Annotated in this window: 14 protein-coding genes; 8 read left to right on the forward strand and 6 right to left on the reverse strand. The window is 61.5% G+C overall.

Going from position 1 to position 14,297, the window contains the following annotated elements; translation table 11 throughout:
- The 3 genes from C7476_RS03010 to C7476_RS03020 form a co-directional block, all read right to left on the reverse strand.
- Positions 1-906 carry a carbohydrate ABC transporter permease gene (locus C7476_RS03010; RefSeq protein WP_114428388.1) on the reverse strand — a complete coding sequence of 302 codons (906 nt, stop codon included), beginning with the start codon at positions 904-906 and terminating at the stop codon, positions 1-3.
- 155 nt (positions 907-1,061) lie between these two features.
- Complete coding sequence (locus C7476_RS03015; RefSeq protein WP_114428389.1) at positions 1,062-2,372, reverse strand: ABC transporter substrate-binding protein; 1,311 nt, start codon at positions 2,370-2,372, stop codon at positions 1,062-1,064.
- 368 nt (positions 2,373-2,740) lie between these two features.
- A complete protein-coding gene (locus tag C7476_RS03020; RefSeq protein WP_114428390.1) occupies positions 2,741-3,382 on the reverse strand; it encodes a TetR/AcrR family transcriptional regulator in 642 nt (213 codons plus the stop codon).
- A gap of 103 nt (positions 3,383-3,485) precedes the next feature.
- Here C7476_RS03020 and C7476_RS03025 point away from each other — a divergent pair, with 103 nt between their 5' ends.
- Genes C7476_RS03025 through C7476_RS03040 form a run of 4 tightly spaced genes read left to right on the forward strand, consistent with a single transcriptional unit; the run spans position 3,486 to position 7,197 of the window.
- On the forward strand, positions 3,486-4,682 hold the full coding sequence (locus C7476_RS03025) for a Tm-1-like ATP-binding domain-containing protein (RefSeq protein ID WP_114428391.1): 1,197 nt from the start codon (positions 3,486-3,488) through the stop codon (positions 4,680-4,682).
- A gap of 12 nt (positions 4,683-4,694) precedes the next feature.
- The gene (locus C7476_RS03030; protein ID WP_114428392.1) at positions 4,695-5,537 is read left to right on the forward strand and encodes a phosphoenolpyruvate hydrolase family protein; all 843 of its coding nucleotides are present in this window, start codon (positions 4,695-4,697) and stop codon (positions 5,535-5,537) included.
- A gap of 26 nt (positions 5,538-5,563) precedes the next feature.
- Positions 5,564-5,977, forward strand: coding sequence for a cupin domain-containing protein (locus C7476_RS03035; protein ID WP_114428393.1), 414 nt, complete (start codon positions 5,564-5,566; stop codon positions 5,975-5,977).
- 32 nt (positions 5,978-6,009) lie between these two features.
- A complete protein-coding gene (locus tag C7476_RS03040) occupies positions 6,010-7,197 on the forward strand; it encodes a M24 family metallopeptidase (RefSeq protein WP_114428394.1) in 1,188 nt (395 codons plus the stop codon).
- A gap of 63 nt (positions 7,198-7,260) precedes the next feature.
- Here the strand turns inward: C7476_RS03040 and C7476_RS03045 are convergent, their stop codons facing one another.
- A complete protein-coding gene (locus C7476_RS03045; RefSeq protein ID WP_114428395.1) occupies positions 7,261-7,854 on the reverse strand; it encodes a DJ-1/PfpI family protein in 594 nt (197 codons plus the stop codon).
- Between the two features lie 56 nt (positions 7,855-7,910).
- Complete coding sequence (locus C7476_RS03050; protein ID WP_114428396.1) at positions 7,911-8,609, reverse strand: GntR family transcriptional regulator; 699 nt, start codon at positions 8,607-8,609, stop codon at positions 7,911-7,913.
- A 94-nt stretch (positions 8,610-8,703) separates the two neighbouring features.
- On the opposite strand from C7476_RS03050, the gene C7476_RS03055 reads away from it, so the two are divergent.
- Genes C7476_RS03055 through C7476_RS03070 form a run of 4 tightly spaced genes read left to right on the forward strand, consistent with a single transcriptional unit; the run spans position 8,704 to position 13,303 of the window.
- The gene (locus C7476_RS03055) at positions 8,704-9,726 is read left to right on the forward strand and encodes an Ldh family oxidoreductase (RefSeq protein ID WP_114428397.1); all 1,023 of its coding nucleotides are present in this window, start codon (positions 8,704-8,706) and stop codon (positions 9,724-9,726) included.
- Complete coding sequence (locus C7476_RS03060; RefSeq protein WP_114428398.1) at positions 9,723-10,952, forward strand: iron-containing alcohol dehydrogenase; 1,230 nt, start codon at positions 9,723-9,725, stop codon at positions 10,950-10,952. Before C7476_RS03055 ends, C7476_RS03060 begins: the two co-directional genes overlap by 4 nt.
- 15 nt (positions 10,953-10,967) lie before the next feature.
- Positions 10,968-12,455 (forward strand): NAD-dependent succinate-semialdehyde dehydrogenase, encoded by a 1,488-nt coding sequence (locus C7476_RS03065; protein WP_114428399.1) that lies wholly within the window; start codon positions 10,968-10,970, stop codon positions 12,453-12,455.
- An 11-nt stretch (positions 12,456-12,466) separates the two neighbouring features.
- Positions 12,467-13,303, forward strand: a complete 837-nt coding sequence (locus C7476_RS03070; protein WP_114428400.1) for an alpha/beta hydrolase — start codon at positions 12,467-12,469, stop codon at positions 13,301-13,303.
- Positions 13,304-13,391: 88 nt separating this feature from the next.
- On the opposite strand, the gene C7476_RS03075 is transcribed toward C7476_RS03070, so the two are convergent.
- Positions 13,392-14,285, reverse strand: coding sequence for a GntR family transcriptional regulator (locus C7476_RS03075; RefSeq protein WP_114428556.1), 894 nt, complete (start codon positions 14,283-14,285; stop codon positions 13,392-13,394).
- Positions 14,286-14,297 lie beyond the last annotated feature (12 nt).

Below are 14,297 nucleotides of genomic sequence, written 5' to 3' on the forward strand. Positions count from 1 at the left end.
TCAGCGCTCCTTCACCTTGTTGAGGTACTTGACGTAGATGTTGGTGATGGCGAGCACCATGATGAGCACGATATAGGCGAGCGCGCAGGAGCGTCCCGTCTGCCATTCCTGGAAGGCCATCTTGTAGAGCCGGATCGAGATCACCTCGGTCGTCGGCTGGCTGGTCAGGATGTAGGCGAGGTCGAAGGTCTTGAAGGCTTCCATGGTACGGAAGATGATCGCGATCATCAGGATCGGCGCCACCAGCGGCAGCGTAATGCGGAAGAAGGTGTAGAACGGCCCCGCCCGGTCGATCGCCGCTGCCTCGTAGAGATGCTTTGGCACGGCCGAGAGGCCGGCAAGCGATAGCAGCATCACGAAGGGCGACCACATCCAGATATCAGTGATTGCGACCGCATAGAGCGCCATGTCCGGATTCGACAGCCACTCGAAGGAGCCGAGGCCGAATGTGTAGTTGATGATGCCGAAGGACGGATCGTAGAGCAGCTTCCAGAAGAGGCCGACCACTGCCATCGAGAGCATCATCGGCAGCAGCAGGAGGGTCGTGAGCAGACCCTTCAGCGGAATGTCGCGGTTGAGCAGCATCGCGGTGCCGAAGCCTACGATCACCTGCCCCGTCACGGAGACGATCACATATTTCGCGGTGATGGCGAAGTTCAACCAGATGAAGGGGTCGTTCAGCAGCGCGCGGTAATTCTGCAGGCCGACGAAATTGGCCGGCGCGTGTGACGAGGCACGGAAGTCGGTAAAGGAATAGCCGAGCGAATAGATCAGCGGAAAGATGTTGAAGACGATCAGGAACAGGATCGTCGGAATGATGAACAGATTGCGGATCCGGATGTCGCTCATGCCGCGGGATGCGGCAGGCGATTTTGTGTCCAGCGATGTCATGACTGCGGTGGCCAATACTCTCCTCCTCCGAGAGTTCGGCGCCGGATGCCGAACGAGCATCACGATGCGCGAAGTTAATGCCGGGCGCCGTGCCCGCTCGAACCGCGCACTTCGGCGCGGAGATGCAGAAATGAAAAGGGAGGGGGCAGGGCCCCCTCCGCGAGTACGCGCTACTTGTTGCGTCCGTATTTATCGAAGGTGGCTTTCCAGTCGGCGGCCAGAGAGTTGAGCGCCTCCTTCGCTGTGCCTTGGCCGGCAGTGACGAAGGGATAGATGCGCTGATTCATCTGGATCAGCAGTTCGGCATATTCCGGGGTCGCCCAGAAGTCCTTGACCTTAAACATGGTCTCGTAGAAGGCCTTGTTGTAGGGTGTCGCATTCTGGAACTCCGGTGATTCAAGCACCTTGGCGCTTGCCGTGTAGCCGCCGAGTTCGGCCCAGCGCTTCTGAGTCTCGTCCTTGATAAACCATTCGAGGAATTTCATCGCCTCTTCCTGGTTGTCCGAATAAGAGATGACCGATATGCCTTGGCCGCCGAGCGCTGCGAACTGCTCGCCGTTGGGACCGGCCGGATTGGCAAAGAAGCCGGTGACCTTGGCGTTTGGGTTGGACGCCTCGTTTACCAGTGCCGGGAAGAAGGCGAAGTAGTTCATGCTCATCGCTGCCAGGTTCTCGGTGATCGCCTGGTTGTTCTCGACGAAAAATGACTTGGCCCAACCCGGGGGCGTGAAGCCGTAGAGCTCGCGATACATCTCGAGCGCCTTGACGTTCTTGTCTGAATTAATGATGCCGTCGACCTTGTAGCTCTGATAGTCGCCGAGTTCGCCGCCATAGGAGAATATCGCGTTCTCAACGCCCATTACGAGGCCGTCATAGGAGTTATCCGTGTATATTGCGATGCCGTAGCGCTTTTCGCCTGGGCGGTGGAAAAACTCGGCGATGTCACGCATCTCGGCCCATGTCTTCGGCGGCGCGAGGTCGTAGCCGTATTTGGCCTTGAACGCTTCCATCTCCTTGGGGTCTTCGAACCAGTCCTTGCGGTAGGACCAGCCGACGGCGTCACCTTCCGCCGGAATCGACCAGTACTTTTTCGAGTTCGACGGATACTCGGCGTAGTATTTCACTGTTGCCGGCGCCATGATTTCGTTCAGTTTGTGCGCGTTGAAAAAGTCGGTGAGATCGACGTAATGTCCGGCTTCTGACGCTGCACCGATCCACTGACTGTCGCCCACGACCATGTCATAGGCTGAGCCCTTGGCATTGAACTCGGTGAAGGCCTTGGTCTGGAAGTCGGCCCAGGGGGTGGTTTCGACCGTGACCTTCACGCCGGTTTGAGCCTCATATTCATTCACGAGCTCCTGAAGGTAATTTGCGGGGTCCCACTCGGCCCAGAAGATCGTCAGTTCCTGGGCCAGTGCGGACGTTCCGCAGGCCCACATCAAGCCGACCCCGGCCAACAGACCGGTCATAGTTTTGCGCATAACGTTTCCTCCCATTTATGCACGCTTCCCGCGTCATTGCGGGCCTTTCGATCCGGCTTTCCGATCCTCGTGGGGTGGTGTTCGCGCTGGGGGTTCTCCCCGACCCTTCGCTCCGTTTCAGATCTCAAGCCTGATGATATTTTTCTGATCTGGTAGTACCAAATTTCGCTATCGTCAAGAGCACTTTGGTTGGGCTTGCACCAAAACCCGTCCGCAACAGTTGCCATATCTCCCCAGTAATTGTGCGTTCCCCGACATATTCTTGCTGGATACTCTGATTCAGCATCACAGATATGCACAACGACACAAAAAAATATCAGGTAATCTGGTAAAACCAGATTTCGTTTCAAGTTGGAGGATTGCCGATGTCATGTCTCGCCCTCCGCCTGCCGTATCGCGGCGTCCACGAGCGCCTTGGCCGCCCATTCGGCAACAGACTGTGCGCGTTCGGCGGTCAGTCCCCATATATCTTTCAACACGATCAGCACCTCGACGCCGAAGACGAGGGAGAGCGCCTGTGCAAGGCGTTCCCGGGATTCGGGTGTCATCGTGCCCTGCAGGGGCGCAGTTACGCACTTCAGCAGATCGACACGGTGGCCGCGCGTGAACAGCGGCTCATTGCCGAGCGTGCCGGCCTGGCGCTGCGCCCACTGGTCCAGCGAAAGCTTCAGCGCCGCCTTGAAGGTAGCCTCGAACTCGTCAATGCGCGGCATCGCGGTCGCCAGCAGATCGGCAATGCGGGTGCGTGCGTCGGGTCTCTCGCATGACCAGTCGAGTATGGGCCCTAGAGCCTCGTCCACCACGGCATGCACGAGCGCAGCCTGGCTTGGAAAGTAACGGTAGGCCGTTGCGCGCGACACTTCGGCAGCCTCGGCAACTTCGCTTACCGAGGGAGTAATGCCCGATTGCATGAGCCGCGTTGCCGTATCGAGCATCAGTTTCCGCGTGCGGGCACGCGGGCCCCGCTCGGCGCTATTGGCGATTCCGTTCTGTTGACGTGAGACGTTCATACCGTTATGATACTCTCGTCTCACAATTTTGCAAGGGTCGATCGCTTGGCCCAAAGCTGGGGGAATATGGCTCCGAGGGGATCCACCCTGTCGCGGAGGAGAAATGAAGCGGATCTACGTAGTCGGCACGGCCGATACGAAGGGCGAGGAACTTGCCTATCTGGCCGCTTGCATCGAGACGGCGGGCGGGTGCGTTATGCGTGTCGATGTCGGCACACGGGAGCCTGCGACCGCCGTCGATATAAATGCTGGGACGGTTGCGGCCTGCCATCCGGAAGGTGTTGGAGCCGTGCTTGCCTGCGACGACCGCGGCAAAGCGGTCGAGGCGATGGGCATTGCCTTCTCGCGCTTCGTCATTGAGCGCCAGGACATTGCCGGCGTCATCGGGGTCGGTGGTGGCGGAGGCACTTCGATCATCACTGCGGGCATGCGCGAATTGCGGCTCGGCCTGCCAAAGATAATGGTCTCGACGCTCGCGTCCGGCGATGTTGCTCCCTATGTGGATGTTTCCGACATCGTGATGATGCCCTCAGTCACCGACATGGTGGGCCTGAATCGGCTCAGCCGGGTCATCCTGCACAATGCGGCCCAGGCGATCACGGCCATGGTCAACCGGCCCGCTGAGCTGACGGCATCCAAACCGGCCCTCGGACTTACCATGTTCGGGGTAACGACGCCTGCCGTAACCGCCATGGTCGAGCGCCTCAGATCCGACTACGATTGCTTGGTTTTCCACGCCACCGGCACGGGCGGGCGCACGATGGAGAAACTTGCCGACAGCGGGCTTGTCTCGGGCGTGCTCGACATCACGACGACCGAGGTCTGCGACCTGCTTCTTGGAGGCGTCCTGCCTGCAACCCCGGACCGTTTGGGTGCGATTGCACGCACCGGCTTGCCCTATGTCGGCTCCGTCGGCGCGCTCGACATGGTGAACTTCTGGGCGCCGGAGACGGTCCCGGAGCGCTATGCCGGTCGGTTGTTCTACCGCCACAACCCGAACGTCACCCTGATGCGTACAACGTCGGCCGAATGTGCGCAGATTGGGCACTGGATCGGAGAAAGGCTCAATCTGTGCTACGGCCCCGTCCGTTTCCTCATTCCCGAAAAGGGCGTCTCGGACCTCGACATCGAAGGCGGTGCATTCTTCGATCCGCAAGCTGACGTCGCGCTCTTTAGAGCGCTCGAGGCGACGGTGAAGCCGACGGCGGCGCGACGTATCGTCCGGCTGCCGTTCCATATCAACGACCCGCAATTCGCAGAGGCCGCCGTCGCAGCCTACCGTGACATCGCCAACCCCTGAGAGACAAAATCGATGCCAGTCATACCTCGCAAAACCATCCTCGAAAAATTCCACGGCATGATCGCAGCCGGCGTGCCAATTGTCGGCGGCGGCGCCGGCACGGGCATCTCCGCCAAGGCGGAGGAGGCTGGCGGCATTGACCTCATCATTATTTACAACTCGGGGCGCTACCGCATGGCGGGGCGCGGTTCGGCGGCCGGCCTGCTCGCCTATGGCAATGCCAACGAGATCGTGAAGGACATGGCGCTCGAAGTGCTGCCCGTTGTGAAAAAGACGCCGGTGCTTGCCGGTGTCAACGGCACGGATCCCTTCGTGCTGATGCCGCGCTTCCTCGCAGAACTGAAGGCAATGGGCTTTTCCGGCGTCCAGAACTTCCCCACCATCGGCCTGTTCGACGGCCGGATACGGCAGAGTTTCGAGGAGACTGGCATGGGCTACGGTCTGGAGGTCGAGATGATCGCGATGGCCAACGGGCTAGACCTGCTGACGACGCCGTATGTATTCAATGAGAGCGAGGCGACCGACATGACGGTTGCCGGCGCCGACATCGTCGTTGCGCATATGGGCGTGACAACCGGCGGCACGATAGGCGCAACCTCCGGCAAATCGCTTGATGACTGCGTCGATGAGATCACGGCGATCGCCAAGGCCGCGCGCTCTGTGCGCGACGACGTCATCGTGCTCTGCCACGGCGGCCCGATCTCAATGCCGGAGGATGCGCGGTACATTCTGGAGCGTTGCCCTGGCTGCCACGGCTTTTACGGCGCAAGCTCGATGGAGCGCTTGCCGGCCGAGGCTGCGATCCGCAAGCAGACGGAAGATTTCAAGGCGCTCGGCATCGGCGCGCTCGTGTGACGAGAGGTGCGGAAGGAGACCATCCCATGGCAAAGACCAAGTATTTCATCTATCCTGAGGATGTGAGCGCCTTCGGTTTCGACTGGGGCAAACTGTCGCTGACGGTGGCGCCGGAGGTCAACGGCGCCGGTCGTTTTTCTGCTGGTGTCGTCGACTTGCCGAGTAGCGAGGGCCATGCCCGCCACAATCACCCGGGTGCGGAGGAAATTATCTTCGTCATCTCCGGCGAGGGCGAACAGATGGTTGAGGACGAGAACGGCAATCCGATCACGGCGAGAGTGGGCCCGGGCTGCACCATTTATGTTCCGGAAAGCCGCTTTCATTCGACGAAGAATACCGGTTCTCGTCCGATGCAGCTCTTCGTCGTCTATTCGCCGGCGGGGCCGGAGCTTGCGCTTCGCGAGCTGCCGGACTTCCGTCTTCTGCCGCCGGGCTCCTGAAGCCGGGGCAACACATTTCGGGAGGAAAAAAGTTGAACATCAATCCAGGCGAAACAAGGTCCACCGTGCCGCCGTTCGATACGGCCAAGCTCGACCGGCTCATGGAGGAGGCAGGCATTGATGTCATCGTCGCCACCTCCAAGCACAACACGCAATATCTGATGGGCGGCTACAAGTTCATCTTCTTCGCCGTCATGGACGCCATCGGTCATAGCCGATATCTGCCAATGGTGATCTACGAGAAGGGCGCGCCGGACCACTCGGCCTATGTGGGCAACCGCATGGAGGGCGCAGAGCACCAGAACAATCCATTCTGGACGCCCGCTGTACATACGGCGACTTGGGGCACGCAGGATGCCGCCGGGCTCGCCGTCGAGCACCTGAAGAAGATCGGCAGGGCCGGCGGGCGCATCGGCGTCGAGCCGGCATTCCTGCCCTCTGACGCCCGCGACCTTCTTGCCTCGCGGCTGGAGGGCGCGCGGTTCGCCGATGCCACGCATGCGTTGGAGCGGCTGAGGGCCGTCAAGACGGCGGATGAACTGGCAAAGCTGAGGAGCGCTTCCGAACTGATAACCGACGCGATGCTGACGACGATCGCGGCGGTCCGCGCGGGCTCGACGAAGACGGAAATCATCGAGCAACTGCGGCGGGAGGAAACGAACCGCGGCCTGCATTTCGAGTACTGCCTGCTTACGCTGGGATCCAGCCACAACCGCGCAGCCTCGCCGCAGGCCTGGGCCAAAGGCGAGGTCCTGTCGATCGACTCCGGCGGTAACTATCACGGCTATATCGGTGACCTCTGCCGCATGGGCGTGCTCGGTGAGCCGGATGCGGAGCTTGAGGACCTTCTGGCCGAGGTGGCGTCCATCCAGCAGGCAGCTTTCGCCAAGGTGAGGGTAGGGCCTGCTGGTCGTGAAATGATCGAGGCAGCGGAAGCCGTTCTCAAGGCCTCGCCGTCGGCGGCTTTCACCGACTTCTTCTGCCACGGCATGGGCCTCATCAGCCACGAAGCGCCGTTCCTCATGACGAACCACCCCGTTACCTATGAGGGCATCGATGCGCTCCGGCCGCTGGAAGCCGGCATGGTGATCTCGGTCGAGACGACGATGCTTCACCCGAAGCGCGGCTTCATCAAGCTGGAGGATACGCTCGCCATCACCGATACCGGCTATGAGATGTTTGGCGACCGCGGCCGCGGCTGGAATCGCGGCGGCCTCTAGTCGATCGACTTTCGGCATGTCGAAGACTCGGCGACCTTCGGGGATCGGGTCGCATGGCTCGGCTCAGCTGTGGCGGATTTCCGTTCCCAGCACCTTCAGGCATTCGCGGATGAAGGCGGCGAGCGCCGTCCAGCCCTTGGCGGAAACCATCGTGCCATCGACATAGGCCTCGGTCGGAGCGAGATCGATGTAGGTGCCGCCCGCCAATGTGACTTCGGGTTCGCAGGCCCCAAGTGCACCCACCTTCTTGCCGCGAACGACGCCTTCGACCGCGATCAGGATCTGGACCCCGTGACAGATGGTAAAGATCGGCTTCTTCTCGTCGTGGAAATGGCGCACCATCGCCTGCACCCGCTTGTCAGTGCGGATATATTCCGGCCCGCGCCCGCCGGCGCAGTAGACGGCGTGATACTGGTCGAGCTGTTTCTCGGCTTCGGAAAATGTCTTGTTGATGGTGACGTTGTGCCCGAGTTTTTCGGTGTAAGTCTGGTCACCTTCGAAATCGTGCAACGACGTCCTGAGGATGTCGCCTGCCTTCTTGTCGGGACAGACGACGTGCACCGTATGGCCGACGGCCTCCATGGCCTGCTGGTAGACGAAGATTTCGTACTCCTCGGTGAAATCGCCGGTGAGCATCAGGATTTTCTTGCCTGGCATGGATTCTCCTCCTCGTTGTCAGGTCGGGCAGACCCTTAATTGGGCCCCCGGATTACTTAGAATGCGTCGAATGCCGGCAGCAGCCGGTCGCGCGAATGTTCGATATGGATGCGCATTGCGTTCGCCGCGGCGTCGGGGTCGTGAGCCGCGAAGGCATCGAGCAGCGTCTGGTGTTCGCCGAGCGCCTCCTCGGTCACGCGGCGATGGAACATCAAGCGGAAGATGTGGAAATGCGTGTGCTGGAATGTCAGCGTCTCGCGGATCAGCTCGTTGCCGGCAAATTCCATGATGCGGTCGTGGAAGATGGCGTCCTTTCGGGCGAAAGCCGAATAGTTCGCCCGCTCGTCTCTGTTGTCGCTGCGCGTCATCACGCCTGCTGCCTCCGTCAGGATAGCGAGCCTTTCGTCGTCCATCGCCTGGGCCGCCTTGGCGGCGCCGGCGGGCTCCAGCAGCAAGCGGAGTTCATAGAGCTCGTCGAAGCGGCGGCGCGTGATCTGGGGTGCGGCATGAAAGCCGACGAGATGCTGCTTGACGACGAGACCCTCGCCTTCAAGCCGACCGAGCGCTTCGCGGATCGGCGTGTGGGAGACGTTGAATTCCTTGACCAGGTTGTCGACCGTGATGCGTGCGCCCGGCGCGATCTTCAACGACATGAGCTGGTTGAAAATCACTTCGTAGACGTCGCCGGCCAAGCTGTTGGCGCGCGGTATCTGGGTCGTGCCCGCTAATGGTTCCTTAAGTCTCGTCAAAATCATCTGCTGTATTGCCCCTTGACAGGTTCAATCGCTAGCACGATGCTGCGCCCAATACAATCCTATATCCTATACGATTAATATAGGGAGAAAGAATATGCGGATATCCGAAGTGGCAGCCCTTGCGCTTGCCACCCGCCTGCTGGAAGCGCACGGCGCACCGCGTGACCACGCGGTACTGCAGGCTCGCATCCTGGTGACGGCAGAGATGAAGGGGCACCCTTCGCACGGCCTGCACCGCCTTCCGCGACTGGTCGAACGGATTGAGCGCGGTATCATTGATCCCGCGACGAAGGGCACGCAGCGCTGGCGGGCGGATGCTGTGATGGAGGTGGAGGGTTCGTCAGGGTTCGGCCCTGTCGTCGCCATGGCCGCGATCGAGCGGCTCGCGCCCCACATCCCCGATCTGGGCATCGGCCTCGTCGCCTTGCGCAATGCCAACCATCTCGGCATGCTCTCGCATTATGTGGAGGCCATCGCCGCGATGGGTTTCATCGGCATCGCGCTCTCGTCGAGCGAGTCGCTGGCCGGCGATCCGCGCGCCATGCTCGGCACCAACCCGGTTGCGGTCGCTGTGCCGACCGCCGAGGAGCCGCTCGTGCTCGATCTCGCGACCGGCCTCGTGCCCATGAGTAGGATAAATCACCACGCGACTGCAGTGCCCGATCCGGAAGGATGGCGACGGGATGCGGAGGGCCGCCCGACGACGGATCCGGTTCGTGCCAGGGCCGGCGCGATTGCGCCGTTCGAAGATGCGAAGGGGCACGGCCTCGGCATCGCCATGGAGTTGCTGGTGGCAGCCATTGCCGGCTCGGCGCTTGCGCCCGATGTGCGCGGCACAATGGAGAGCCAGTCGCCATGCAACAAGGCTGACGTTTTCATAATGATCGAGCCCAGTCTGGCGTCGGGATTGCCGGCACGGCTGTCGGCCTATCTCGATGCCGTACGCGCCTCACCAACCGCCAAGGCCGGCGAGCCGGTCCTCGTTCCGGGCGATCGTGCCCGCCGGCGGCGGGAGGCGGCGAGCCGCAACGGATTCGATATCGACCAGCGCCTTTGGGAAGACCTTAACGCGCTATCCCGCTCCCGTATTCTGGCCTTCGAAGGACAAAGATCATGAGCTTGTTTGCCGTCCTGAGGCTGCCGCGCGAAATCCTTTTTGGCGTCGGCCAGCGCCATGCGCTCGCCAGCGTCGCCGGCAGGACTGGCCGGCGCGCACTCGTCTGCACGGACACGCGCTTTGCCGCGACCCTAGAATTTGCGGAAATGATCGCCGCGCTCGAAGCCGCCGGAATCGCCGTGCTGGTGCATGACCAGACGCTACCCGACGTGCCGCGCGATACGGTCGCGAGTTGCGTGGAGGCCGCGCGCGGCTTTGCGTCCGACATGGTGATCGGCATCGGCGGCGGCAGTTGCCTCGACATGGCCAAATGCGCCTCGTTGCTGCTCGCCCATGGCGGCGGGCTCGGCGATTACTACGGAGAGTTCAAGGTGCCTGGACCCGTCCTGCCGCTCATTGCTGTGCCAACGACGGCCGGTACGGGCTCCGAGGTCACGCCCGTCGCCGTTGTCTCCGATCCCGAATGCATGCTGAAGGTCGGCATTTCGAGCCCCTATCTCATTGCCGCAGCGGCGATCTGCGACCCGGAACTCACGGTCTCCTGCCCGCCGGGTCTTACGGCGATTACCGGTGCGGATGCGCTGACGCATGCGATCGAAGCCTTCACGGCCATGCGCCGCCCCGGCGATCCCGAACTCCCGCAGCAGCATGTTTTCGTCGGCAAGAGCGATCTCTCCGACCAGTTCGCGCTGCATGCAATCCGGCTCCTCGGCCGGAGCCTGGAAAAGGCCTTTGCCGACGGCTCCGATATCGATGCGCGCGCCGATGTCATGATGGGCGCGCTTGCGGCAGGCTGCGCCTTCGGCACGGCGGGCACCGCCGCAGCCCATGCGGTGCAATATCCGGTCGGTGCCTTGACCCACACGGCGCACGGTCTTGGGGTCGCGACTATGCTGCCCTATGTGATGACCTATAATCGCCGCGTCGCCGCTGCGGAAATCGCTGCTGTCGGCAGGGCGCTCGGCCTTGATCCCGCCGGCGTTGAGGACGAGGAGGCGCTTGCCGATGCGGCGATCGGCGAGGTGAGCCGCCTCTTCGCCGCGATCGGCATCTCGCCGACGCTCGCCAGCCTCGGCCTGCCGGAAGAGCGGCTCGACTGGACCGCCGAGCAGGCGCTCGGCATCGGCCGGCTGATCAAGAACAATCCGCGTTCCTTCGATTCGGCCGCCATGCACAGCCTTGTGCGCGCCGCCTATGACGGCGATCTGGCCGCTTGCGCCCTCTGACCTTGAGACAACATCATGAATGGCAACCAGCATTCTTTGCATCCCGACCACGATCGCTTCGGGTTCCGCTCGTTCTCCCACGGTCTTTATATTGGCGGCGTCTGGCGGCCAGCCGCAGGCGAGGGTTGGATTCAGGTGATCGATCCCTCGACCGAGGCGGTCGTTGTCGCGGTGCCCGATGCGACTGTCTCGGATGCGGCGGCGGCCGTCGAGGCTGCTGCAAGCGCGGCGAAAGGCTGGCGCGAGACGCCGCCGCGAAAGCGTTCCGAGATCCTGCGTCGCTGCTTCGAACTTATGGTGGAACGCGCCGAAACGCTTGCCACGCTCATTTCGCTGGAGAACGGGAAGGCCTTGCGCGACGCGCAGGGCGAGGTGGCCTATGCGGCGGAGTTCTTCCGGTGGAACGCGGAGGAGGCAGTGCGAATCTCTGGCGAGTTCGGCATTGCCCCGTCCGGTGCGAACCGGATCATCGTCGATTACCAGCCTATCGGCATCTGCGTTCTCATCACGCCGTGGAACTTCCCGGCCGCTATGGCGACCCGCAAGATCGCACCAGCCCTTGCCGCAGGTTGCACCGTCATCCTGAAGCCCGCGAGCGAGACGCCGCTAACGGCCTATGCGCTTGCGGCCCTCTACGAGGAGGCTGGTGTGCCGCCCGGCGTCGTCAATGTGCTGACCACATCGACCCCCGGGCCCGTCACCGCCGCGATGCTGGCCGATCCGCGCGTGCGAAAGCTCTCCTTTACAGGCTCGACGGGCATCGGCCGCACGCTTCTGGCAGAAGCGGCGAAGAATGTCATTTCCTGCTCTATGGAACTTGGTGGCAACGCGCCGTTCATCGTGTTCGACGATGCGGACCTCGACGCGGCGATCGAAGGCGTGATGGTAGCGAAAATGCGTAATGCGGGCGAGGCATGCACGGCCGCAAACCGCATTTATCTCCAGTCCGGTATTTACGATGCCTTCACGGAAAAATTTACCCAACGCATGGCCGCCCTAAGGGTCGGCCCAGGCGTGGATTCGGATACGGAATGCGGCCCGATGATCACGCGCAAGGCAGTGGAGAAGATCGAGCGGCTTGTTGCGGATGCCATTTCGCGGGGCGCGCGTGTTCTCTGCGGCGGGCGGGCACCGGCAGGACGCGGCTTCTTCTATCCGCCGACGGTACTTGCGGATGTTTCCCCCACCTCTGACATGGGCCGCGAGGAGATTTTCGGTCCCGTTGCGCCGCTTTATCGTTTCGAGAGCGAGGCAGAGGTCGTCGCCGCTGCCAACGATACGGAATATGGCCTCGCCGCTTACATCTATACTGGCGACATTGGCCGTGGCATGCGCATCGCCTCGAAGGTCGAGGCAGGCATGATCGCGCTCAATCGTGGACTGGTCTCCGATCCCGCTGCTCCCTTTGGCGGTGTGAAGCAGAGCGGCCTTGGACGTGAAGGAGGGCAGCATCACGGTATAGCGGAGTTTATGGAAGCCAAATACATTGCGACAGGTTTCTGAAGGAGGAAGCTGTGACCGCCGATCCGTTCCGCATTCGTGACCATGTCGCAAGTTTCGACGACATTGTCGACGATATCCGTACCCGTAGCATCGCCACTCGCCGCACCGTCGCCATGGAGGCCAACGTCGCCTACGGTCGTGAGCCGGGCGAGACTCTCGACATCTTCCTGCCAAGTGGTACCGGCTCGGACATGCCGATCCACATGTTCATTCATGGCGGCTATTGGCGTATGTTCTCCAAGGAGGACTATTCCTGCGTCGCTGAGACCGTTACCCGCGCTGGCGCGGTTGCTGCCATCGTCGATTATGCGTTGATGCCCATGGCGAGGATGGACGTCCTTATCGGTCAGGTCCTGAATGCCAAGGCTTTTCTGCTGGCGCATGCCGATCGCTTTGGTGCCACGCCCAGCAGATTTTCCGTCAGTGGCCACTCCGCCGGTGCGCATCTTGCAACCTTTCTCTTCAATCGCTCGGTAGCGCCCTCGGGCGTAGTTGCTGCATTCTTGCTTGGCGGGCTATACGATCTCGCACCCTTGCAGACGTCTTTCCTGCGTGACGAGATCGCCTTGAGCGACGAGGAGGTGCGACGGTTTACGCCGATGCATCGCGAGCACGATCCTGCAACGCGCGTCGCTATCATGACGGGCGGACTGGAAACTCACCCCTTCAAAATCCAGGCAAATGCCTTCAGGGACATTCTTGCCGCCCAAGGACTTGAAGTGCGAGCATCGCACATTATTGATGGGGATCACATGAGCACCGTACGCGACCTTGCCGTCGTTGGCACCCCTGTTGCGGCAGCATTGCACGCCTTCATTGCCAATAATGCCAGTGAGAAACCGCGTTGAGGACGGCTCGAACCATTCCGCCCTGGCACAAAGATACTCGTGGGCCACAATCGACCATAACTCGCCAGTACCGCGTGCAAGCGGAAGGTCAAGCTGCCACCTGAATCGAGCGAACCAAGGTCGTCCGCGCCGAGGTCATGTGGCGGAGGCACGCGCGCTCGATTTCATGCACGTCGCCGCTCGACAGCGCGTCGATGTAGGCGAGGTGCTCGCGTATCGCCGCCTCGTTGCGCTGAAGTTCATCTTTCTTGTTCCACTGGTAGTGGTAGTGGAAGATCAGGGTAATGACCTCGTAGAAATCGTCGATGAAGCGGTTCGGTGCAACTCGATTTATAAGGCGGTGCAGACGATTGTCCAACCGCGAAAAATCGTGGAAGCGTCGGCCGATTTCCCGCAGCAACTGTTGGTGCGCCGTCTTCAGTTCGGCAAGTTCCGTCCACAAGGGCGAGTCATCGGGTAGTTCGGCGAAGAGGACCGCCGAGCGCAACTCGAACATGACGCGGATCTCGAAAAGTTCGAGCGCGAACTCCTCGGTGAATCCCTTGAACAGCCATCCTGAATTCTGCTTTTTCTCGATGAGCCCGAAGCGGCTGAAGCGGATCAGGAATTCTCTGATGCCGTTCGTTGCCACGCCAAACTGCCTCGCCAGCTGCAGTTCGTTAATGAGCGTGCCCGGCTGGGTGTCCCCGCGAAGCATCCACTCCATGAACTGTTCTTCGACGTGCTGGCGTTTCGATGTCGTCTCCGGATCGGGAAAGTAGTCGGATTTCAGTATGGGCCTGCCAGCCCTCGGCCGCTTGCCGGCCGTCGGCGTTATGCCGCGGGCATCAAGCGCGCTAAGCACCTTGCGCACGGTGGTGCGGCTGACGCCCATCCTTGCCCGCAGAGCGTTTTCGGAGGTTGCGCCGATGTCGACGTCGCCGGCCTCGATCAGTTGCAGCGTGCGGTTGAAAGCTTTCTTGAAAACTGAGTCGGGCTTCACAGATGCGCCTGT

It is taken from the genome of Phyllobacterium bourgognense, from assembly GCF_003337575.1.
Lineage (GTDB): Bacteria > Pseudomonadota > Alphaproteobacteria > Rhizobiales > Rhizobiaceae > Phyllobacterium > Phyllobacterium bourgognense.

Excerpts from the sequence above, each read along its gene's own strand:
- C7476_RS03015 (WP_114428389.1), bottom strand. The coding sequence starts at position 2,372 with ATGCGCAAAACTATGACCGGTCTGTTGGCCGGGGTCGGCTTGATGTGG.
- C7476_RS03020 (WP_114428390.1), bottom strand. The coding sequence starts at position 3,382 with ATGAACGTCTCACGTCAACAGAACGGAATCGCCAATAGCGCCGAGCGG.
- C7476_RS03025 (WP_114428391.1), top strand. The coding sequence starts at position 3,486 with ATGAAGCGGATCTACGTAGTCGGCACGGCCGATACGAAGGGCGAGGAA.
- C7476_RS03030 (WP_114428392.1), top strand. The coding sequence starts at position 4,695 with ATGCCAGTCATACCTCGCAAAACCATCCTCGAAAAATTCCACGGCATG.
- C7476_RS03035 (WP_114428393.1), top strand. The coding sequence starts at position 5,564 with ATGGCAAAGACCAAGTATTTCATCTATCCTGAGGATGTGAGCGCCTTC.
- C7476_RS03045 (WP_114428395.1), bottom strand. The coding sequence starts at position 7,854 with ATGCCAGGCAAGAAAATCCTGATGCTCACCGGCGATTTCACCGAGGAG.
- C7476_RS03050 (WP_114428396.1), bottom strand. The coding sequence starts at position 8,609 with ATGATTTTGACGAGACTTAAGGAACCATTAGCGGGCACGACCCAGATA.
- C7476_RS03055 (WP_114428397.1), top strand. The coding sequence starts at position 8,704 with ATGCGGATATCCGAAGTGGCAGCCCTTGCGCTTGCCACCCGCCTGCTG.
- C7476_RS03060 (WP_114428398.1), top strand. The coding sequence starts at position 9,723 with ATGAGCTTGTTTGCCGTCCTGAGGCTGCCGCGCGAAATCCTTTTTGGC.
- C7476_RS03065 (WP_114428399.1), top strand. The coding sequence starts at position 10,968 with ATGAATGGCAACCAGCATTCTTTGCATCCCGACCACGATCGCTTCGGG.